This window comes from Ruegeria sp. AM9 (genome assembly GCF_056540565.1).
The window spans coordinates 1-20,694 of record NZ_JBQFWY010000009.1 but is presented as its reverse complement, the minus strand read 5'-3'; the positions used below and the strand labels follow the sequence as shown (position 1 = coordinate 20,694).

General features: G+C 56.2%; 23 protein-coding genes and 1 tRNA gene. 6 read left to right on the top strand and 18 right to left on the bottom strand.

The window, feature by feature from the left end:
* Positions 1 to 63 precede the first annotated feature (63 nt).
* Positions 64 to 513 carry a type II 3-dehydroquinate dehydratase gene (gene aroQ, locus ACR0DO_RS14765; protein ID WP_480559806.1) on the top strand — a complete coding sequence of 150 codons (450 nt, stop codon included), beginning with the start codon at positions 64 to 66 and terminating at the stop codon, positions 511 to 513.
* On the top strand, positions 510 to 1,265 hold the full coding sequence (locus ACR0DO_RS14760) for a helix-turn-helix transcriptional regulator (protein ID WP_480559804.1): 756 nt from the start codon (positions 510 to 512) through the stop codon (positions 1,263 to 1,265). The genes aroQ and ACR0DO_RS14760 overlap by 4 nt, the downstream gene beginning before the upstream one ends.
* A 376-nt stretch (positions 1,266 to 1,641) precedes the next feature.
* Here ACR0DO_RS14760 and tsf read toward each other — a convergent pair whose 3' ends face one another.
* The 5 genes from tsf to ACR0DO_RS14735 form a co-directional block, all read right to left on the bottom strand.
* On the bottom strand, positions 1,642 to 2,517 hold the full coding sequence (tsf, locus tag ACR0DO_RS14755) for a translation elongation factor Ts (protein ID WP_170442733.1): 876 nt from the start codon (positions 2,515 to 2,517) through the stop codon (positions 1,642 to 1,644).
* 77 nt (positions 2,518 to 2,594) lie between these two features.
* On the bottom strand, positions 2,595 to 3,386 hold the full coding sequence (gene rpsB / locus ACR0DO_RS14750) for a 30S ribosomal protein S2 (RefSeq protein ID WP_170442731.1): 792 nt from the start codon (positions 3,384 to 3,386) through the stop codon (positions 2,595 to 2,597).
* 186 nt (positions 3,387 to 3,572) lie between these two features.
* Positions 3,573 to 4,427 carry a lyso-ornithine lipid O-acyltransferase gene (olsA, locus tag ACR0DO_RS14745; RefSeq protein WP_480559802.1) on the bottom strand — a complete coding sequence of 285 codons (855 nt, stop codon included), beginning with the start codon at positions 4,425 to 4,427 and terminating at the stop codon, positions 3,573 to 3,575.
* Positions 4,414 to 5,169, bottom strand: a complete 756-nt coding sequence (gene olsB / locus ACR0DO_RS14740; RefSeq protein WP_480559800.1) for an L-ornithine N(alpha)-acyltransferase — start codon at positions 5,167 to 5,169, stop codon at positions 4,414 to 4,416. The genes olsA and olsB overlap by 14 nt, the downstream gene beginning before the upstream one ends.
* A 98-nt stretch (positions 5,170 to 5,267) precedes the next feature.
* Positions 5,268 to 5,450 (bottom strand): DUF3553 domain-containing protein, encoded by a 183-nt coding sequence (locus ACR0DO_RS14735; RefSeq protein WP_170324899.1) that lies wholly within the window; start codon positions 5,448 to 5,450, stop codon positions 5,268 to 5,270.
* Between the two features lie 42 nt (positions 5,451 to 5,492).
* Between ACR0DO_RS14735 and ACR0DO_RS14730 the strand changes: the two genes are divergently transcribed.
* Positions 5,493 to 6,089, top strand: coding sequence for a histidine phosphotransferase family protein (locus ACR0DO_RS14730; protein ID WP_480559798.1), 597 nt, complete (start codon positions 5,493 to 5,495; stop codon positions 6,087 to 6,089).
* Here ACR0DO_RS14730 and ACR0DO_RS14725 read toward each other — a convergent pair.
* From ACR0DO_RS14725 to ACR0DO_RS14690, 8 genes are all read right to left on the bottom strand, one after another.
* Positions 6,086 to 7,348, bottom strand: a complete 1,263-nt coding sequence (locus tag ACR0DO_RS14725; RefSeq protein WP_480560012.1) for a glutamate-5-semialdehyde dehydrogenase — start codon at positions 7,346 to 7,348, stop codon at positions 6,086 to 6,088. The two genes, ACR0DO_RS14730 and ACR0DO_RS14725, sit on opposite strands and share 4 nt — an antisense overlap.
* Positions 7,349 to 7,394: 46 nt before the next feature.
* Positions 7,395 to 8,501, bottom strand: a complete 1,107-nt coding sequence (gene proB, locus ACR0DO_RS14720; RefSeq protein ID WP_480559796.1) for a glutamate 5-kinase — start codon at positions 8,499 to 8,501, stop codon at positions 7,395 to 7,397.
* Positions 8,489 to 9,523, bottom strand: a complete 1,035-nt coding sequence (obgE, locus tag ACR0DO_RS14715; RefSeq protein WP_480559794.1) for a GTPase ObgE — start codon at positions 9,521 to 9,523, stop codon at positions 8,489 to 8,491. The genes proB and obgE overlap by 13 nt, the downstream gene beginning before the upstream one ends.
* A 37-nt stretch (positions 9,524 to 9,560) precedes the next feature.
* Positions 9,561 to 10,097: a GNAT family N-acetyltransferase gene (locus ACR0DO_RS14710; RefSeq protein WP_170442718.1), complete on the bottom strand. Its 537-nt coding sequence runs from the start codon at positions 10,095 to 10,097 to the stop codon at positions 9,561 to 9,563.
* Positions 10,098 to 10,346: 249 nt separating this feature from the next.
* On the bottom strand, positions 10,347 to 10,616 hold the full coding sequence (gene rpmA / locus ACR0DO_RS14705) for a 50S ribosomal protein L27 (protein WP_010440093.1): 270 nt from the start codon (positions 10,614 to 10,616) through the stop codon (positions 10,347 to 10,349).
* 11 nt (positions 10,617 to 10,627) lie between these two features.
* Positions 10,628 to 11,242 carry a 50S ribosomal protein L21 gene (locus ACR0DO_RS14700; protein WP_480559792.1) on the bottom strand — a complete coding sequence of 205 codons (615 nt, stop codon included), beginning with the start codon at positions 11,240 to 11,242 and terminating at the stop codon, positions 10,628 to 10,630.
* A 208-nt stretch (positions 11,243 to 11,450) separates the two neighbouring features.
* Positions 11,451 to 12,251, bottom strand: coding sequence for a DUF2059 domain-containing protein (locus ACR0DO_RS14695; RefSeq protein ID WP_480559790.1), 801 nt, complete (start codon positions 12,249 to 12,251; stop codon positions 11,451 to 11,453).
* A complete protein-coding gene (locus tag ACR0DO_RS14690; protein ID WP_480559788.1) occupies positions 12,251 to 13,033 on the bottom strand; it encodes a DUF2059 domain-containing protein in 783 nt (260 codons plus the stop codon). The genes ACR0DO_RS14695 and ACR0DO_RS14690 overlap by 1 nt, the downstream gene beginning before the upstream one ends.
* A gap of 183 nt (positions 13,034 to 13,216) precedes the next feature.
* Between ACR0DO_RS14690 and ACR0DO_RS14685 the strand changes: the two genes are divergently transcribed.
* Positions 13,217 to 13,306, top strand: a tRNA-Ser gene (locus ACR0DO_RS14685).
* A gap of 281 nt (positions 13,307 to 13,587) precedes the next feature.
* Here ACR0DO_RS14685 and ACR0DO_RS14680 read toward each other — a convergent pair.
* From ACR0DO_RS14680 to ACR0DO_RS14665, 4 genes are all read right to left on the bottom strand, one after another.
* On the bottom strand, positions 13,588 to 16,506 hold the full coding sequence (locus ACR0DO_RS14680; RefSeq protein ID WP_480559786.1) for a leucine-rich repeat domain-containing protein: 2,919 nt from the start codon (positions 16,504 to 16,506) through the stop codon (positions 13,588 to 13,590).
* Positions 16,507 to 16,832: 326 nt separating this feature from the next.
* Positions 16,833 to 17,630 (bottom strand): DUF3987 domain-containing protein, encoded by a 798-nt coding sequence (locus tag ACR0DO_RS14675; protein WP_480559784.1) that lies wholly within the window; start codon positions 17,628 to 17,630, stop codon positions 16,833 to 16,835.
* A gap of 247 nt (positions 17,631 to 17,877) precedes the next feature.
* Complete coding sequence (locus tag ACR0DO_RS14670) at positions 17,878 to 18,144, bottom strand: hypothetical protein (RefSeq protein WP_480559782.1); 267 nt, start codon at positions 18,142 to 18,144, stop codon at positions 17,878 to 17,880.
* Positions 18,126 to 19,004, bottom strand: a complete 879-nt coding sequence (locus tag ACR0DO_RS14665) for a LysR substrate-binding domain-containing protein (protein ID WP_480559780.1) — start codon at positions 19,002 to 19,004, stop codon at positions 18,126 to 18,128. Before ACR0DO_RS14665 ends, ACR0DO_RS14670 begins: the two co-directional genes overlap by 19 nt.
* 118 nt (positions 19,005 to 19,122) lie before the next feature.
* Between ACR0DO_RS14665 and ACR0DO_RS14660 the strand changes: the two genes are divergently transcribed.
* Entirely contained in the window at positions 19,123 to 19,872 is a 750-nt protein-coding gene (locus ACR0DO_RS14660; protein ID WP_170671447.1) for an SDR family oxidoreductase, read from the top strand.
* Between the two features lie 17 nt (positions 19,873 to 19,889).
* Positions 19,890 to 20,279 (top strand): ectoine synthase, encoded by a 390-nt coding sequence (locus ACR0DO_RS14655; RefSeq protein ID WP_170671444.1) that lies wholly within the window; start codon positions 19,890 to 19,892, stop codon positions 20,277 to 20,279.
* Between the two features lie 60 nt (positions 20,280 to 20,339).
* Here the strand turns inward: ACR0DO_RS14655 and ACR0DO_RS14650 are convergent.
* A partial coding sequence (locus ACR0DO_RS14650; protein WP_480559778.1) for a TetR family transcriptional regulator C-terminal domain-containing protein occupies positions 20,340 to 20,694 on the bottom strand: 355 nt, incomplete at its 5' end.

The following is a 20,694-nucleotide window of genomic DNA, read 5'->3' as shown; positions in this document are numbered from 1 at the left end:
CGTTGGCTGGTGGACATTGACACCCTTTAGCGTCTATGAATTTCCCATGGGAACAGTGAAGTAATGCACAAAGCTCTGATTTTGAACGGTCCAAACCTGAACCTTCTGGGCACAAGGCAGCCCGAGGTTTATGGCAGCACCACGTTGGAAATGGTTGAGGACTTGTGCCTGAACCATGGGGCCTCCATAGGGGTTGAGGTTTCGTGCTTTCAGTCCAACCACGAAGGGGCGCTGATTGACGCCATTCATGAGGCCAAGGGGGATCAGGACGGGATCGTGCTGAACGCCGGCGCCTTTACCCACACCTCCATCGCTCTGATGGATGCAATCGCGTCGGTCGAGCTTCCGGTGATCGAGGTGCATCTGTCCAACATCCACGCGCGTGAGACGTTCCGGCACCTGTCGTATATTTCAAAGGTCGCTGTCGGCCAGATTTGCGGCTTTGGCGCACAGGGCTATGTGCTGGCGCTGGACGCATTGGCCGCGCACCTGAAAAGTGGGTCTTCTGCATGACGCTGAGTGAATATCTGCATTTCCTCAGCTACACCAAAACTCTGGAAGAGCTTTGGGATGCCCATTGTCGCCAGATGGCAAGTTTCGGTTTTGACCGGCTGATCTATGGGTACACCCAATACCGAACGGCGACCTCACTTGGTGACCCCGAGGATTTCGTGATTCTGACCAATCATGAAAAATCCTATCTGGACGGGTTCCTGCGGGATGGGATGTATTTCCATGCTCCGATGCTGAAATGGGCGTTGCACAATGAAGGCGCAGCCAGTTGGAACATCGCGCAGGACATGGTGGCCAACGGCAAGCTGACGGCGCAAGAGCTGGACGTTCTGGAATTCAACCGGTCGCAAGGCGTGACCTTCGGGTACACGGTCAGCTTCACTTCGGTCTCGATGCGGTCGAAAGGGGCAATTTCCCTGTCGTCCGGAGGCGCGGCCAGTCAGGCCGAAGTGGATGCGATGTGGGCCGAGCACGGCGATGACATCCTGCTGATGAACAACGTCGCGCATCTGAAAATCCTCACCCTGCCCTACAACGCCCCCAATCGGGCTTTGACCAAACGCCAGCGCGAGGCGTTGCAATGGGTCGGAGACGGCAAGACCACGCAGGACATCGCGTTGCTGATGGGACTGACTTCGGCAACGGTTGAAAAGCACCTGCGCCTGGCGCGTGAGGCCCTTTCCGTGGAAACCACAGCGCAGGCAGTTCTGAAGGCGTCATTGCAGAATCAGATGTTCGTTATGGAGGCTTAGCCCCCCGAAATCTGACGCCAAATTGCGTCAATTTACCCTAGGTAAGGAAAACATGACTTTCCATTCCTGAGGCGGAGTTGCAAAGTGAGATGGTTCCGTGAGTGGTGGCTTTAGCCAGGGAACATTTGGTTGGATCTTTGCAATACCAGGGCTCTCCAACCGCTCTGACAAGAAGGCGCCTATTTGCCGCGTCCGATTGCCGGAATTTTGGGGGGCCTCGACCATCCCCATCATGCGGGGCCCCTCAATCAATTCAACGAACACCAAGACGCTTCGGCGTCTTTTTTTATTTCCGCACGAAAAAACCGGTCACGTTTTGCGCAACCGGTTTCGACATTTGTGTGTCCGGACCCCTTGCGAGGCCCGGAGATAGTCCTTAGCCCTGAGCGGCCTTGGCAACTTCGGCTGCGAAGTCTTCTTTTTCGACCACGATGCCTTCGCCAACTTCCAGACGGATGAAGCCGGTGATGGTTGCGCCCGCTTCTTTGGCCGCTGCTTCAACGGTCAGGTCAGGGTTCACAACGAACTGCTGGTTCAGCAGGGTCGATTCCGCGACGAATTTCTTCATACGGCCTTCGATCATTTTCTCGATCACCTGCTCCGGCTTGCCGGATTCGCGGGCGATGTCCATCTGAACCTGCTTTTCTTTCTCGACAACGGCCGGGTCCATGTCCGCTTCGGACAGAGCTGCCGGGTTTACCGCCGCGATGTGCATCGCAACCTGCTTGCCGATCGCTTCGTCGCCACCGGTCAGAGCAACCAGAACGCCGATTTTGCCCATGCCGTTGGTGGCTGCGTTGTGGACGTAGGACACAACAGTGTCGCCCGACAGCTTGGCCATGCGGCGCACCGACATGTTCTCGCCGATGGTGGCGATCTTGTCGGTCAGAGTGTCAGCCACGTTCTTGCCACCCAGGTCAGCCGCCAGCAGCGCGTCGACATCTGCAACGCCTTCGGCTGCGTAAGCGATCTTGCCGACCATTTCCTGGAACTCGGCGTTTTTCGCAACGAAGTCGGTTTCCGAGTTTACTTCGACAGCAACACCGTTGCCGCCGTTGACGTGAACCGCAACCAGACCTTCTGCTGCGGTACGGCCCGATTTCTTGGCTGCTTTGGCCAGACCTTTGGTGCGCAGCCAATCAACGGCTTCGTCCATGTTGCCGCCGGTTTCGGTCAGCGCTTTTTTTGCGTCCATCATGCCTGCGCCGGTCTGGTCGCGCAGTTCTTTAACCATTGCTGCTGTGATTGCCATCTCTTGGCTCTCCTCAATTCAAACGGAATTGGGGCAGGTCATACCCTGCCCCATATGTCATTTACGTGACGGGCAGCTTACGCTTCGGCAGATGCTTCTGCTTCGGCCGGCGCTTCTTCTGCAACGGCTTCTTCAACCGGCGCTTCTTCGAACGCACCCAGGTCAACGCCTGCTGCACCCATCTGAGCGGTCATGCCGTCCAGAGCGGCACGTGCGGCCAGGTCACAATACAGAGCGATCGCACGGGCTGCGTCGTCGTTGCCGGGGATGATGTAGTCAACGCCGTCGGGCGAGCAGTTGGTGTCGACAACAGCCACAACCGGGATACCCAGCTTGTTGGCTTCGGCGATGGCCAGTGCTTCTTTTTTGACGTCGATGACGAACAGCAGGTCCGGAACGCCGCCCATCTCACGGATGCCGCCCAGCGAAGCCTGCAGCTTGGCCTGGTCACGCTCCATGCCCAGACGCTCTTTCTTGGTCAGGCCTTCGGCGCCCGATTCCATGGCTTCGTCGATCTGGTTCAGACGGTTGATCGACTGGGAAACGGTTTTCCAGTTGGTCAGCGTGCCGCCCAGCCAGCGGTGGTTCATGAAGTACTGAGCCGACTTTTCAGCCGCTTCAGCGATCGGGCCGGCGGCCTGACGCTTGGTACCAACGAACAGAACGCGGCCGCCTTTTGCAACGGTGTCACGAACAGCCTGCAGAGCCTGGTCCAGCATCGGAACGGTTTGGGTCAGGTCCATGATGTGGATGCCATTGCGCGAGCCGTAGATGAACGGGCCCATGCGGGGATTCCAACGCTGTGTCTGGTGACCAAAGTGAACGCCAGCTTCCAGCAGCTGACGCATGGTGAACTCGGGAAGAGCCATGCTATTTTCCTTTTCCGGTTTACGCCTGGGCGGGGGTGAAAGAAGCAGATGCTCCAACCGGCGGTCTTGATGAGGATGTCTCCCTCAAAAAGGCCAAACCCCGCCTGCGGGTTTGAATGGCGCGCGTATACGGCAGCAGAGGTCACCCTACAAGGGAAAAATCATAAATTTTTATGATTGAGCGCATTATTTTATGATGCGCGCCAAGCTGTGCGCATGTCGCACGGCCTCTTCACAATGCGCAGCCAGCGCCTTGCGGTTTTCAAAGTCGCTGACCTTAGCCGGGGCATGATAGATCAGTTCCACGGAACCCTGTCTGCGCGCACCAAGTGTCTTCAGCAGATGCGGTCCGAACTCCATCTCGCCCCACCAGCCATAAAACCGGTCCGGCTGACCTTCGGGCGCGTGAAAGACCACCGAAACCGGCTGCACATACATAAAATCACGCAGTTCATCCGCGAAGAACGCGGCAAAGAGCGTTGTTTTGAATGGCAGAACCCGCAGGCCGTCGGTCGAGGTGCCTTCGGGAAAAAACAGCAGCTTGTGGCCGGCTTTAAGGCGGGTCTCGAACACTTTGGTCTGTTCTTTGGCTTTCTTGCGGTCCCGCTCGATGAACACGGTTCCTGTCGCGCGGGCCAACCAACCGATGCCGGGCCACTTCGCAACTTCGGCCTTGGACACGAAATAGACCCGCTTGCGTGCATTCAGCGCGAAAATGTCCAGCCAGGACGTATGGTTTGCAACCACCGCCCCGCGTTGCCGCATCAACTCCCCTGAGGTTCGAAAGCCCATCCCGAGGATGCGAAATGCGTTGCGGCACACAAATTGCGTGATAAACGGCGTGACCGGACGGCGCACGCCGAATAGCGGGAGTTCGATCAGGCGAATGGTCAGAAGGACGACCAGCCCCCCAAACACCAAAAGGGCCAGAGGCACCCCGCGCAGGATAACCAGAACCCAGCCCACCAGCCCCAGATTGATCGGGTCCGGCGCATCCTTACTGTTCCACAGCACGTCGTTCACCGGGTTACGCTCCGCCATAGATACGTTTCTGTCGCTCGTTCATGCGGGCGGTGTCGAGGATCAGGCACACGTCGGTTGTGTTAAAGGCGCGGTCGATGAAGGCCCCCTCGCCCACGAAACCGCCCAACCGCAGATAGGCTTTGATCAGCGCCGGAACCTGCACCATCGCCGCGCGTCGGTCCAAATCATCCGGCGCCACGAGGTTCATGGTTTGAAACACGTCCGGCTGCGCCCGCACCCTCAGATCGGGCGGGGCCAGATGATTGTGATGCAGCATCGACAAGGGTTGCGCCAGCTCTTGCACATCGGTGCCGTGAAAGCTGGCGACGCCGAACAGAACCTCAATCTCGCGTTCGGTGACATAAGCCGCCAGACCGTTCCACAGGTGATACATCGCCGTGCCGCCGCGATAGTCGGGATGCAGGCAGGATCGGCCCAGTTCCAACAGCTTGCGGCCACTTTGTTTCAAAATGGTCAGGTCATATTCGTCCTCGGAATAGAACTGTCCCAATTCTATTGCACGTTCGCCCGGTAACAGCCTGTAAACGCCCACAGTTTCGCCGGTGACGTTGTCGATTGCCAGCATGTGGTCAAAATACGGATCGAACCTGTCGCGCTCTAGCCCAGCCTCGTGATCGACCATCTCTCCGCCACCGCCCAGTTCGCGGACAAACACGTCATAGCGAAGCCGTTGGGCTGCGCGCAATTCGTCCTCGGTCTCGGCGAGTTTGACGGTAAAGGAAGGACCTGCATCCGGCATTTGTGGTTCCGTTCTTGTTTTGGCGCTGATACCGCAGATTCCAGGGGGATGGCAACAAGAGCGGATTTGCGGGGTTGTTAACCTTTCCTAAACCAGTTTCACGGATCAAAGACTGGCATCAGGGCGATGCGTGTTCCGTCAATCACCACTTTCCCCTGCTCGCGAAAGTTGACGGTGATCTTGCCCCCAATGTTGGACTGCACCTGTCCAACGCCCCAATCGGGGAAATCGGGGTGGCGGACATACATGCCCGGTGCAAGAATGGCATTGAGGTCTGACATGTCTGGGCTCCGGTCCGGCAGCAGATGCAGCAGGAGGTACGCATGAGCGACACCACAGTCAACCTGGCCGAGCTGATCGGCTCTCGGATCTGTCACGATCTGATCAGCCCCATTGGCGCGATCACCAACGGTCTGGAGCTGCTTGAGATGGTCGGTGCCACCCAGGGCCCCGAGATGGAGCTGATCTCGGGCAGTGTCGGCAGTGCCGGAGCGCGGATACGGTTCTTCCGCGTTGCGTTCGGATCGGCCAGTGACCAGCCCCTGGGTCGGGCTGAGGTGTCTGAGCTGCTGAAGGATGTTGAACGGGCTGGCCGTGTGCGCGTCAACTGGCACCTGACCGAAGCGGTACCGCGCAATCAGGTGAAACTGGCGTTTCTGGCATTGATGTGCTGCGAAAGCGCGATGCCCTTTGGCGGTGAAGTCACAATTACCAATACCGGGGACACTTGGTCGGTGACCGGTTCCGCCGACAAGCTGAATCTGGATAATGATCTGTGGAAGAACCTGCCTCTGGGCCGGTTTGCCAACAAGGTCACCCCCGCGCAGGTACAGTTTGCGCTGCTGCCCGAAACCGCTGCGTCGATGGGGCGGCGGGTTGCGGCAGAAACCACCTCAACCCGCATTGTTATCCGGTTCTAGTACCGGGTCGTTCCGTTCCCGCGCACCAGATATTTAAAGCTGGTCAGCTGCGCGGCGCCCACAGGCCCGCGCGCATGCATCTTGCCGGTGGCGATACCGATCTCGGCGCCCATGCCGAACTCGCCCCCATCGGCGAATTGGGTCGAGGCATTGTGCATCAGGATCGCGCTGTCGAGCCGTTCAAAGAACTGCGCGGCGGCACCCGCATCCTCGGTCATGATACAGTCGGTGTGGTTCGAGCCATACTGACGGATATGCGCAATGGCGGCGTCGATATCGGCGACAGGTTTGGCTGCAATGATGCTGTCGAGGAACTCTTTGCCCCAATCTTCAGCGGTCGCGGTAACCGTGCCTTCGGTGGCCAGCGTGCCTTCGGCGTGAACCTCGACACCCGCCGCCAGCAGAGCTGCGATGACGTCCCGGCCCAGCGTTTCGGCAACGTCCTGATGGACCAGCAAGCACTCGGCGGCACCGCAAATCCCGGTACGGCGGGTCTTGGCGTTCAGCACCACATCCAGCGTTTTTTGCGGATCTGCGGCCTTGTCGATGTAGATATGAACGATGCCCTCGAGATGTGCGAATACGGGCACGCGGGCTTCGCGCTGGACCAGACCAACCAGACCTTTGCCGCCGCGTGGCACGATGACGTCCACGTAGTCGGTGAGGGTCAGCAATTCCTGCACAGCGGCACGGTCGCGCGTCGGCACAAGCTGGATCGCGTCTTCAGGCAAATTCGCGGCCTTCAGCCCTTCGACCAGACAGGCGTGAATCGCGCCCGAGGAATGAAAGCTTTCGGAGCCGCCGCGCAGAATCACGGCGTTGCCGGATTTCAGGCACAGTGCGCCGGCGTCCGCCGTCACGTTCGGGCGGCTTTCATAGATCACACCGATCACACCCAATGGGGTGCGCACGCGCTGGATGTTCAGGCCCGAGGGCATGTCCCATTCTGTCAGCACCTCGCCAACCGGGTCAGCCTGATCCGCCACAGCCCGCAGACCGTCAACCATGCCCTGAATACGAGTTTCGTCCAGCATCAGGCGGTCCATCATCGCCGGGCTCAGACCCTTTTCGCGCCCGAACTCCAGGTCTTTCTTGTTTGCCTCGATAATGTCGGCCCGGTTTGCCCAAACCGCATCCGCAGCGGCAATCAGGGCGGCGTGCTTGCGTTCGGCGCTGGCACAAGCCAGATCGGCCGAGGCCGATTTGGCGCGTTTTCCAAGATCGGCCATCAGTGTGGGAATGCTGTCGAAATCCTTCATCTCATGTGCCTTTCGGTCGGTATTCTGGTGTTTTAGCATTGCGCGCCTACAGCGCCAAATCGTCCCGGTGGATCAAAACGGCCCGCCCCGGATAACCCAAAGTCGCCTCGATCTCCGAGGACTTTCGTCCCTTGATCGCATCCGCCTCTTGCGCGGTATAACGGCTGAGACCTTGCGCCAATCGGCGCGAGGTTGGATCAAGGATCGCCACCGGATCACCGCGGCCGAAATCTCCGGTCACTTCGACAATGCCCGCAGGCAGCAGGCTTTTTCCATTGCCGAGCGCACGCGCCGCGCCCGCATCCACCACAATCTCGCCCCGCGGTTTCATCGCCGAAATCCAGCGTTTCCGGGCAGCGTGCGGATCCAGAGTGGCCGTGAACCAGGTGCAATTTGCGCCATTCTCAAGCGTCTTCAACGGGTTCAGGGGTGATCCTTCGGTGATCGCCATATCGCAACCCGCCGCAGTAGCCATCTTGGCGGCCAGCAGCTTGGTCTTCATGCCGCCCTTGGACAGGCCCGACCCGGCATCGCCCGCCATTTCTTCGATCTCGGGGGTGATGTCGTCGATCGAGTCATACCGCGTGGCCGAGGCGTCCTCGTTCGGGTTGCCGGTATAGAACCCATCCACGTCCGACAACAGGATCAGCTGGTCGGCGCCGATGGTCACCGCGATCTGAGCGGCCAGTCGGTCATTGTCGCCATAGCGGATCTCATCCGTCGCAACGGTGTCGTTTTCGTTGACGATCGGAACGACACCGAGGCTCAGCAATGTCTCAAGCGTCGCGCGTGAATTCAGGTAACGGCGGCGGTCAGCGCTGTCTTCCAGAGTTACCAGCACCTGCGCAGTGGTGATCTTGTGCGGGGTCAGAGCCTCTTCATACGCACGGGCCAACCGAATTTGGCCAACGGCAGCGGCGGCTTGAGACTGTTCCAGCGCCAAGATCTCGATCGGCAGGTTCAGCACCCCGCGACCCAGAGCGATTGACCCGGACGACACCAGAATGACATCCGTCCCCTGCCCCTTGAGCCAGGCCACGTCCTGCGCCAGTGAATGCAGCCAGTCCGACCGTAACAACCCCGTATTCCGGTCCACCAGCAAAGCGGACCCGATCTTGACCACCAGACGTTTCGCCGAGGTCAGGGTTGCCACGTCTTCGCCTCCTCAGCGGGCTTCTGCCGCAGGCGGTTTTCGTCGATCTGAGCGCGTAGGGCCCGCAGAACCTCGGTCACGCCCAGATGAGCCACGCCGGACATGTTCATGACGGGGCCGCCGACGGCCTCTTCCAACTCAGCTTTGGCCAGATCGCGCTCTTCGTCATCCAGCGCGTCGACCTTGTTCAGCACCGTGATGCGGGGCTTTTCGGCCAACTCGCCGCCATAGGCCTCAAGCTCGTGGATGATGGTTCTATAATCGTCGGCAACGGTTTCAGATGTGCCATCGACCAGATGCAGCAACACCGCGCAGCGTTCTACGTGCCCCAGAAACCGGTCACCGATCCCGCGGCCTTCATGCGCGCCTTCGATCAGGCCGGGGATATCAGCCACGACGAATTCGACATTATCGACGCCGACAACGCCCAGATTGGGATGCAGCGTCGTAAAGGGGTAATCCGCGATCTTCGGGCGCGCGTTCGATGTCGCCGCCAGAAAGGTTGACTTGCCCGCGTTGGGCATCCCCAACAGACCCACATCAGCGATCAGTTTCAGCCGCAGCCAGATGGTGCGGTCGATCCCCGCCTGCCCCGGATTGGCGCGGCGCGGGGCCTGGTTGGTGGCCGATTTGAAATGCAGGTTGCCGAATCCGCCATTGCCACCCTTGGCCAGCAATACGCGTTGCCCAACCTCGGTCAGGTCGCAAATGACGGTCTCTTCGTCTTCGTCGAGGATCTCGGTGCCGACGGGCACACGCAGGACGATGTCGTCGCCGTCCTTGCCGGTGCGCTGCTGACCGCGACCGGGCTGGCCGTTCTTGGCAAAGAAATGCTGCTGGTAACGGAAGTCGATCAGGGTGTTCAGCCCGTCCACAACCTCGGCCCAGACGGACCCGCCTTTACCGCCGTCGCCGCCATCGGGACCGCCGTATTCGATGTATTTTTCGCGCCGAAAGCTGACGCAGCCGCCACCTCCGGCCCCGGACCGGATGTAGACCTTTGCAAGATCGAGAAATTTCATGGCTGTCCCCTACTGCAAAGGCCCCATCGGCCACAAGTCAGAGTTTTTTACTGTATGTCCAGGTGGGCACGTTTGCATCACGCGCCACCGAATAATTCTCGGCATCACCAAGGTACTGGAACCCGCAATGGGTCAGCACCCGGGCCGAGGCCGGATTATCCTGAAACACGCTGGCGAACATGGTGGCGTTCTCCAGCGGATTTGCATTGACCAGCGCCTCGACCGCCATCGATGCGATGCCGGTGTTCCAATAGACCGGCGCGACCCAATAGCCGACTTCGGTCTGGTTGCGATCCAGCCGCGTCAATGAGATCAGGCCGATCAGCTCGGGTCCGCCATCTTTGGTGGCATCCATCACCCAAACGTCCTCTTCGCGATCCTCGGCCATGGAACGGGTCACAAAGGCCTCGATCGAGCCGGGCGGCAAAGGGTGCGGGATCGACGTGGTCATGCGCGCCACGCGCTCATCGCCTGCGTAATGTTCAATGAGACCCATATCCGACCGACGCAGCGGGCGCAGGTCGAACCGCTCGGTTTCTATGACCGGCTGGTTTATTATTGTCTCAAGTTTCATGAGTTCGTTCCTCCTCCGAACAACACGTAAATCGCGGACGCAACGGTGAAACCAATTAACGTCCCAATCAGATATTTCCGCCCCATCCGATCTTCAACCGCAGGGGCGATCCGGCCCTGAACCAGGGACGGGATAATGCTTGCTGCGTGTGTCATCGGGGCCATTGATCAAAACTGCGTTAAAACGAGAAAGGGGACCGGCATTTTCTGCCGGTCCCCCATGAATTTTTCAAACCTTATGGGTTTCGGCTTACTCTGCGGCCTCCGCCACTGGCAGGACCGAAATAAAGGTGCGGTTCTTGAGTCCCTTGTGGAACTTCACGGCGCCATCAACAGTTGCAAAGATGGTGTGATCTTTGCCCATACCTACGCCTTCGCCCGGCCAGAACTTGGTGCCGCGCTGACGCACGATGATGTTGCCTGCGATGGCTGCCTGGCCACCATACAGTTTCACGCCAAGGCGGCGACCAGCTGAGTCGCGACCGTTACGGGAGGAACCGCCAGCTTTTTTATGTGCCATTCTCTCTCTCCTTAGCCTTGAGCCAGCTCTTTGGCTTGCTCAACCCATTCGGGTTTCACTTTGATGGTGTCGATAGCAGCAATCTGCTCGTCCGACAAGGCGGCCAGAGCGGCAAAGCTCTCGATACCGGCTTCTGCCAGCTTCTTGGCAGCGGCGGGGCCGACACCGTTCAGCTTGGTCAGATCATCAGCGGCAACGGCGGCGGATGCCTCTGCTTTGGCTTCTGCTTTCTTGGCAGGCTTTTTTGCCGCCGGAGCAGCTTCGCCAGCCGGAGCCGAACCGGTTGCAGCCTTGATGCCCGACTTGTCAGCGCCCGACGACAGGATGTCGGTGATTTTGACCAGGGTCAGTTTCTGACGGTGGCCAACGGTACGCTTCGAGCTGTGCTTACGACGGCGCTTGACGAACTTGATGACCTTGTCACCTTTGACCTGTTCGATCACTTCGGCCTGTACGCCCGCGCCTTCAACGAAAGGTGCGCCAACAACCGGAGCGTCACCGCCCAGCATCAGAACATCGTTGAATTGAACTTTTTCACCTGCGTCGGCAGCCAGCTTTTCAACGCGGAGCACGTCGCCCGCCTGAACCTTGTACTGCTTGCCGCCAGTCTTGAGGACCGCAAACATGCGTCTTTCCTTTTCATACCCGCGTTCTGTGGTCCCCTTTCGGGCGTTTTCGGCCTCAGCCACCTCGAACAGCGCGCCCTTTTCGGGCTGTGTGACGACCCGTGGGATATGCCCTATGGGTCAATAATAACGAGACCCGGCGCGGAAAACCGGCCGGGATGCGCGCTTATCCATAGATTGCAGAGGAAAGTCAACATCAAATGCAGGCTTAAAGGTCGGACCCTTGCAGCACCTGCGCGACCGCCTGACCCAATTGAAAATAGATTACGTCGAACATCTGATCAAAGCTTTCAAACAGGGCGTTGTTGATCGCCCTGCCCGTCTCGGTTCGTGAAAACGCGATATTCTCGCGAATCTGCGCATCGCTCAGCGGTTGGTACGCCAGCAGAAAGAAAGAATACAGCCAAGTCTGCGTCTCTTCTGTCATACTGTCCTTTTGCGCCAGAAGCTGGGCCAAAAGCTCGGCGTCATCCACTTCACCGCCCAGATCCATCCCGCGGAAAAAATTGTAATCGGCGCTAATGGAGTTCTGAACGTTTTCCTCGATCAGGTTGTTGATCCGGATGTATTCATCGACCAGACGGTAAAGCTCGGAATCCTTGTCGCCGTTCTCATACGCGTCCTGTGCCATTTCCTCGATGGCTTCATCGGCAAGCGCGATACGGGCCGTGATCTCAAGCGAAACGATAGTCTGACCCAGATCGCTTTCGTAAAACAGGATGGCGCGGTCAAGTTCCCTGTCGGTAAGGGATTGATCGAACACATCCATGACCTGGCGGCGCATTCTGCCGGCGTCGTAAATCCGGCCGACCTGGTTTTGAAAAACCTGGCCGCCTTTATTGTCCAGAAAGCTCTCCTGCAGGGTTTGCCCCATCGTGCCACCCTCATCCTGCAGGATCGCGATGACTTCATCCAGATGCAGGGCTCGCAGCAGACGTTCGACCTTTTCCTCGGCCTGTAGCGGCATGGTCCACAAAAACAGGGCGGCAAACGCCAGAAACAGTCGCATCAGATGTCCTGTATCGGGTGCAATTCCGCCATCCGTGAGGCCAGAATCTCGAACTTCATTGCCATGATTTCGTATTGAACCGCGTTGAGAAGCTCATAGACCTCCTGCATCAGCGGCTGTTCCAACGCCTCGGCATAGGCGATGACATCGGCATCCGAGAAAGCCCGATAGGTATAGGCCGCCCCGGCAAGCGCGGACAATTGCAGCGCCTGTCTCATGCCGGTTTCGTTCTGCTTCATCATCTGCCGCAGCTCATCAGCGCTCAGTTCCAAGTCGATCACTCCGGATGCGCTGGCGGCCAGCAGAAACCGCAATTGAACCTCTTGCAGCGCCCGCAACGCCGTTCCGCTGGAATCAATGGCGGCGTTCATGCGCTTGAGGTTCTCGACCCGCTTTGACCCGTCTTTGATCAGACCGGCCACGATCTCCTGACCCTGCTGCTGTTTGGCGTCGTCATCTTCGGCCATATGAGACGCATTTTCCGCCTCGACCAGCCGCTGCCCCAGATCCGAGGCATAGAATTCTACGGCATGGTTCAGGGCCTCATCGCTCAGCGTCTGTTCCAGAATGGCCACCGCGGTTTCGTGCATGTCTTCGGTGTCGAACACCTCGTCGGTCAGACGGGTCCAGTCCGAGCCGAACCCTTCAGGATCGATTCCCAGCATCCGGGGCGCCGAGGCCGAGGCAAGCGCGATGCTGTCCAGCGCCACGTCAAAACCGGTTGTGGTCAGAAAGGCCTCAATCCGGTCGCGCCCGGCGGCCCATGTAGGCGCGGGCAACATGGCCAAGGCCAAAAGCAACGGAACAAAGGGCAAAGCGAGGCGGCGTAGGTGACAAGTCATACCCAGAAGCCTAGGTGTTTTGCGCCGTCTGGCAATGGAAAATCCCGTCTTGGTGAATTTCGGGAATTTTCTGCTTGCACCCCCGCGCGTTCCTCACTAAATCCCCCCCTCACAGACCCCCGCGGAGAGGTGCCGGAGTGGTCGAACGGGGCGGTCTCGAAAACCGTTGTGGGTGCAAGCCCACCCAGGGTTCGAATCCCTGTCTCTCCGCCACTAGTCTTCTTATTATTTTATTTTAATAATATAAAATATGGGGACCTGGGTTGTATCCCCCATTTGATCCCTCTCGTAGAGTTGACCAGTCGTTTGGCAAGAGGAAGGAAGCCAAGCATTGGTGCTTCCAAAGTGTAGAATCTCGATGGCCAATGGCACAGCATCTTCCTAGTGCCAGACATTTCTTCAAAACATATATCGGGTGGGCTTAAACCGGCTCGCCAGTCTTTGGCTTAAGGCCAAGACGGCGAACCGGCAGTGGAATTAAATTTTGGTCTTTCTTAGGTGTCGTTGGCTGCTTCGATCGAAGCTTGTATGGGCCTGTGTTGGTTAACTTCGTCTGCGGTCATCCAGTACCAATTGCCGTCAGGCGCGCGTTCCAAGTCCATGCCGTTTAGTTTGGGCGACAGGTCAATTGCCTCGAGAAATGCCTCAACCAGTGCAAGATTTTTGTCATCACTCACTGACTCAACTTCGATATTCTGCTCTCCGTCTGGCAGCTGATCGCCAAGCTTGTCTAAGGAGTCACTAAGTTCTCCGAAGCTCTCCGAAAACCCTGGTGAAAGATCTAGCGGCAAAGGTGTAGCAGCGAAAAATAGTGCTCCCAACTTTGCGACTGGACCAAGATACTTCAACAACCCAGGGTTAGCAGTAAACTCTTTTTCTGCGACTAGTGCGCCACTGAACTCGGAGCGCAACTGCGCCTTTAACCGTGTTCGGCCCAGAATCTCCCAGTTTCTTATATCCTTCCAATTGGACTTGACTGGGAGAAGTACAACGCTCTTGGGTGCAGGTCGCTGTTCTTTGAATGCCAGGTAGTGCAGGAGTTGCTCAGATTTCGATTGCGATTGAGCTCGAGACCGCAAACCATAAATTAGATCAGAGGGAGGTGTGACATGGTCGCACTCATGGCATATTGCGTTTTCCTGATTTCGCCTGAGCCAGCGTTCGACATTTGACAATTTAAAGTGGCCAGAACACCAGCCGCCGCCAAAATGGTGTGGACACCCAACACGATCATCACGGTTCGCCCCTGGCCAGAACTTTAAGCATTCGGTAATCGAAGCATCAATTTGCTGCATAAGCAAGCCTGGCTCTTCTCCTGTAACCGTAGTCTCAAGCTCTATGAAGTTACGCTCGGGCTTCAGCGTTATAAGTGCATCATTTCGGAAACGTCCGGCTGAATCGCGAAGGAACATTCCGAGTTGCCAAAACGCGCCCCGACCATCATTCAAGTAATGGTGATAAGGTTCTAGCCCAGCAATTAGGCGATAAATGAAACCATCTACAGCGGGTTCTATTTTGGTTCGCATTCTTATGATTCGAGCTTCATGCGACAATTCACTCGCACTGTTCCATGGAAGAGCCGGCTTTTCTGACGAAACCAGTTGGGGAATCAAGCTGCGCTGACCGTCAGAGGCTTTTGTTGGAAGCGCAACTCCTTGAGCGCGCAGCATCCTAATAATCCTCTGGTGATCGTCCAGGTCAAATACTCGCCAGCCGTCTTTTTCGCGCCCGTGATTGATCCAAACATCTGGTAGTGCTTCGTGATCGAGCATTCCTCCCGCAAGTTTGGTTGGTTCATGCTGAACGATTTCCATGAAGGCCATGGCTAGCCAAGACGGATCTCTAACAATCGTATCCCTCAAAAAAGCATCATTTTCCCAGTCGATCCCATACCAAACTCCACGCCCCAATCGGTGGAGGAACGTGGCGGCAATTGAACGCACTGCCTGTGGGTCTTCTATACCGTAGTGCGCGCAAATTCCTTCGAACTCTCGATAACTCATCCACGGGTCTGAGTTGCCTGGGTCTAATGCTTCTTGTCGCGCGTTATCCCAGTCGCAGTTGATTGGACTCTTAATCCCCGGCATACCTTTGACGTGATTTTTGATCGCCGTTTTTAGTGCTTCAATATTCTTGCCGGAGAAACTATCGACACTTATCTGATCGACTACTAGAGCGCGTAGTTCCGGATCATACTGAGATAAATCAAGTTTAGGGTGATAATTGCCACCATCAGCGTCGGCGTGGGTCGCTACAAGAATGACTTTGGCAACACCCGCGGTACGCGCGGCAATCCGTACCAACCAATCCTCGACGAGGCACTGTTCTTCACCCAATCGTGGATCCCAGACAAGCAAGTAAAGTCCTTGATCTGAATAGAAAAACTGATGAGTTATTCGATAAATCTTTTGACCGCCGAAGTCCCAGTAATTGAACTGAATGCTTCCGTTGGGTGCGCCTTCATCCGATAGAAATAGTGTTCCGCAGTCGACTCCCCAAGTTGTCGAGTGAAAGAGGTCCCGGTCAGGATCAAGTGAGCCATCGAGCGCCATTCTTAGGCAGCTCTTTCCGACTTTACCTTCGCCTGTGATCATCAGCTTTGCCTCTGATAGCGTGGCAATCTTATTGGGGTCTGCTAGGCTTTTTATCTGCGCAAGCAGTACATTTGTTCCATCTTTTTCAGCACTTAAAAGCGAGGCGGGAAGAGGGTTATCATAGATTTGAAATTGGGTAAGGCCTTCCAGTTCACCAATTTCAGAAGGTATTTCAGTAATATTGTTTCCTGAGATTTGAAGCTCATCTAGGGAACTTATGCTCCCAATTATTGATGGAATAGACTCAAGCTTATTTCCAGTTAAGCTAAGGCGTTTCAGTTTTTTGAAACGAGAAATTCTGCTAGGAATTCTCCTGAGTTTCGAACCGAGTGTGAGTGTTTGAAGGGTTTTGTAGTGCGCGATTTCGCTTGGAAAGGTACTGAAATTGTTCTTGTGAAGATATAGAGCCTGAAGATTAGGTAGTTGTGAGAACCCCTTAGGTAATCTAGATAATTTGTTCAGGCCAACAAAGAGTTCTCGCAGGTTTTGTAGTTGACAGATCTCGACTGGCAACTCTTCGATGCCCAAATCAGTCATAGAAAGAACCACTAGGTTAGAAAGCTCACCAATTTCCGGAGGGATTGCAACTATCGGATTAAATGAAATCTCCAAGTATTTCAGATACTTGAGGCGAAAAATTTCTTGTGGAAATTCTGATAAGTTATTGCTCTTGAGATCTAAGAACCTTAAATTCTCAAGCTCTGTTATTTCAGTTGGGAGTTTTGTCAAGCCCAACCTGGATAGGTTGAGTTCACCGGAACCGTCTTTCTTGGCCTTGCTGATCGCCTTTTTAGCACTTGTAAGGTCGCCGCTACTCATTTCCGTTCCTATTTTTTTAACTGTGTGTTCGGTTTTTACCGCAATTACTGAGATCAAAATTCGAGCGCAAGAACAAGGCTTAGAGCGGAGGCTTTGTGGTGGATTTTATGATTAGCTTTTATTTTACAGTTGCTTATGCGACTAGCATCGTGCTCGGCGCTGCAATGTTTCTAAGCTTCAGTGTCTCATGCACTTGCACGCTCCACTCCAGCAGTCAGACTAGAAGTGAGTATGTTTAAAACTGCTCTTTTTTTGACACAAAAATGCATCTGACAAAACCGACGCAACCGACAAAACTTGTCCAAGTATGAGTTCTGTCGGTTGTGTCAGGAGACTATTCGCAACTGCGCCTGGTGGATCATCGGATTGACCATGTAGAGTCGAGAACGTCGCCCGCCCGCTGGGTTTGATGCTTGCTCGGCCAATCGAATAATATCGCTTTCTTCCAGCGCCTTGAGAGTCGGATTTAACTCACTAGCGGTTGCCAGCCCTGATCGATCCAGGCGCAATACCTCACGTGATGTGAAGCGTTCCCAGGCTTGTTCCCGGATTACAGCCACCAACCGGCGCGCAGCCCGTTCAGTTTTTGACTGCGACGCACTTGCATACGCGCGCTGCGCCATCGGCAAAGCGTAGGATGTGACAAACAACGCTACCCGCTCAAAGTCCGCTGCCGTGACCTGGTGTGCTTCGTCTTCGATTCTTGTTGACCAGTCCAAGTATGACAACACCAGGGCAAGCCGAATGGTCATTCCGGGGAGTTTCCCTATATATGAGAGCAACAACCCGTCTGCTTTGACCTCCAAATCCCGTACATAGCTACGTAACGTATCGAGGTGGTCGCGGGCCTCTTCCGTGAAGGGGATGAGCCAAGGCCGCGTGACGTCGTATTCGTCCGCTACCATACGTAGTGACAGTAGCCTGGTGAGCGCCCGCTCCATGAACGCATCATCAGGAATGGATTGTGGACGCTGTATCGGAACGGGGTCGGGCCAGATCGGTATAAATCGCGCCAACAAACCATCATCGTCAGAGTTGATCAGCAGCCCGTTCAATTTGTCTGGCTGGATGCCACCAACAACACCAATAGACAGCTGGTCTATGTATACGGGATCACGCCCCATACGTTCGACCGTATATGGGCGAGTGCCAGTTCTGCCATGTGGTGATCGTAGCCCTCTTCTGCCGCCCAATCGCGGAAGGTAGACCGCAGCCCATGCGGGACTGCGGGGGAACGTCGAGCCGGATCACGGGATATGGGGTGAGACTGTTTAAATCGGTAAGGATGATGCGAAGTTCAAAGCAAAGGCCCAATTCGGTACGATCTAAGCCGAAACACTGGACCGCAGTTCGCGCGGGAATGGCGTCATTTTATTTTGGCGGCGCGGCAAAGGCGAAGTCTTCACCGCAGGGACCTGCGAATGGGTCATGGGGCTGATTTGCAAGGATCAACAAGTGGAGCGTATCACCCGCAATGCGCTGAACAGGTTTCTTGCGGCTGACCGATAGCTCGAATTTTTGATCCTGCGTTAAGATGGCAACATCAGTCTTAGGCGGACAGACTGCGATGCCAAGTTGCGGCTGGTCAGAGTAGAAACTCCTCACAAAAACACTGCCATTCAAATCGACATGAGCCATTTCTTGAAAATTCTCACCGTGACCCGCTCCTGATCGCCGGGGCGGCAGACGAAGTAGAGCCCACGATCCAACGGGACGCTGCTATCATCGAGACGGATCAGCCGACCAAGTTCCAAGTCTCTTGCCGCCAAGAGATGTCTTGCCAGTGCCACGCCCTGTCCGTCAATCGCCGCCTCCAACAGAACAGCGCTATCCACGTATTTGATGCTTTGCGAGTTGATCCGATCGGCGTCCAGCCCAACTTGTGCAGCCCAGCTTTCCCATCCGACGTTGAAAGCGTCGTGCAACAATGGCAGATCAGCCACGTCCTCGGCCCGCATTGGCAGCCGCGCTTTCTCGACAAGCGACGGCGCGGCCACGACAATCAATTCCTCTTTTTTGATCTGCTCATGATACAGCCCGCCCCATCCGGGCTCGCCAAACCGCAGAGCGACATCGACCTCGGACGCATCGAAATCCGCAAAGGCATCATTTGTGTCCAGCAACAATGCGATCCCCGGATGGTCTTGCTGAAACGAGGTAAGCAACGGCACAAGCCATTTGAGCGCCAGCGACGTGGACAGGGACACGGTAATCGACTGGCGGTGATGCAATCGCTTCACCTCCATCACACCCAACTGCAACGCCGAAAACGCCCCCCGAGTTGACTGATACAGACGTTCCCCGGCTCTGGTCAGTTCAACGCCATTGGGGCGGCGATGAAAGAGTGTCACGCCAAGGTGCAGTTCCAGCAATTTGATTTGCCGACTGATCGCCCCGTGGGTGACGTTCAACACATCCGCCGCTTTGGTGAGGCTGGACTGGGTTGCGGTTTCGTCAAAGGCCTGAAGGGCGCGAAGGTGCCTGAGGTTTTCTGTCATGTGAGAAAATCTAACAGCAATGCTCTGAAAACTCGATAGGTCTGTCTGGTTTCAAGGGGATACACTGAACGCAGACTGAATATTCTCACAAGCTTTGCGCCCATTGAAAGGACATACCATGCCCGAAACCAAAGTTGCGTTGATGACAGGTACCGGACAAGGCATTGGCCGGGGCTGCGCCGTTGAGATGGCAAAGGCAGGTTACAAAGTCTCACTGATGTCGCCGTCCAATCGCTCGGTTGAACTGGCCGAGGAGCTTGGGGGCATTGGCCGCCGCGGTTCTGTTCTGGATGTCGACGACTTACAGGCGATGATCGATGACACCATGAGCAAATACGGGCGGATTGATGCAATCGTCAGCAACATGGGGCACGGGGGGTCGGTACCCGAGGCCATCAAAACGGTAGGCTTCGATCCTGATTTTGACGGGCCGCTATTGGAGCTTAGCGACGAATTGTGGCACGAAAGTCTGGATATGTACGTTCTGAATGTCGTGAAGATCGCCCGTATCGTCACGCCCATTTTGATCGAACAAGGCGGCGGTGCATTCGTAAACATCTCGTCCATGAACACAATCGAGCCACGCGCGCCCTACCCCATGAGCATGCTGCGCGGCGCTCTGCACAGTTTCTCAAAGCTCTACGGGGATCGCTATGCGCGGCACAACATCCGTATGAACAACCTGCTTCCCGGGTTCTGCGAGAATGTGAACCTGTCCGAACAAGCCCGTCGGGAAATTCCGGCGCAACGACCAGCTACGTTCGAGGAAATCGGACAAACCTGCGTGTTTCTCGCCAGTGATGCGGCCCGCTATATTAACGGTCAGAGTATACTGTCCGACGGTGGGATGAACCGCGCGGTTCGGTAGGAAAGAGACGGTGAAAGATGATCGTTACGGCGCTCAAAGAAATCCTTGGGACAGATCGGGACGTTTCCGGTCCGGGCTGGAACAGTAGGCGTCTGCTGCTTGCCTCCGATGGTATGGGGTTTTCGCTGACGGATACGATCATCAAAAAGGGCGCAGTGCTCGAACTTGAATACACCCATCATCTGGAGGCGTGTTATTGTATCGAGGGTAAGGGCCGGATCAGGGCGGCTGATGATAAAATCTGGCACCTCCTTGAACCATTCACTCTTTACGCATTGGATCAGCATGACCGGCACGTGGTGCAAGCCACAGACGCCGATTTAAGGCTTGTCTGCGTTTTTACGCCACCGCTTAGCGGTCGCGAAACGCACTGCAAAGACGGAAGCTATGCACCGGCTGACACCTAATAGCCGAGCGGATGTTCATCGGTGCCTATGGCTCTTTACGTTCATCGAAAAAAGCGGTCTTTATCGTGCCTTCCACCCGTCGATCAGCCCGGCGGCTGCGTCTGCATAGGTCTGCGGGAACTGGTCCGAGGTTCGGGCTTTCATGATCGTATGCAGGCCCAACAAAAGGCTGATCAGCACCCGGGCGGCCTCAGGTGGATCGACCTCGGAACGGATGGCCCCGTCTTTCTTTGCCCGGCTTAGAATCGCCGCGAACCGCCCTTCCAGCGCGGTCAGGTAGCGTTCGATTCGGGCATTGACCTCAGGGTCAGAGCGGGCAAATGCACTGATCGAATTGAAGGCAAGACACCCTGCATCCTCGATCTTCGGCATGCGGTCGATTGAGGCGATGCCTTTGAACCAATCCCCCAGATCA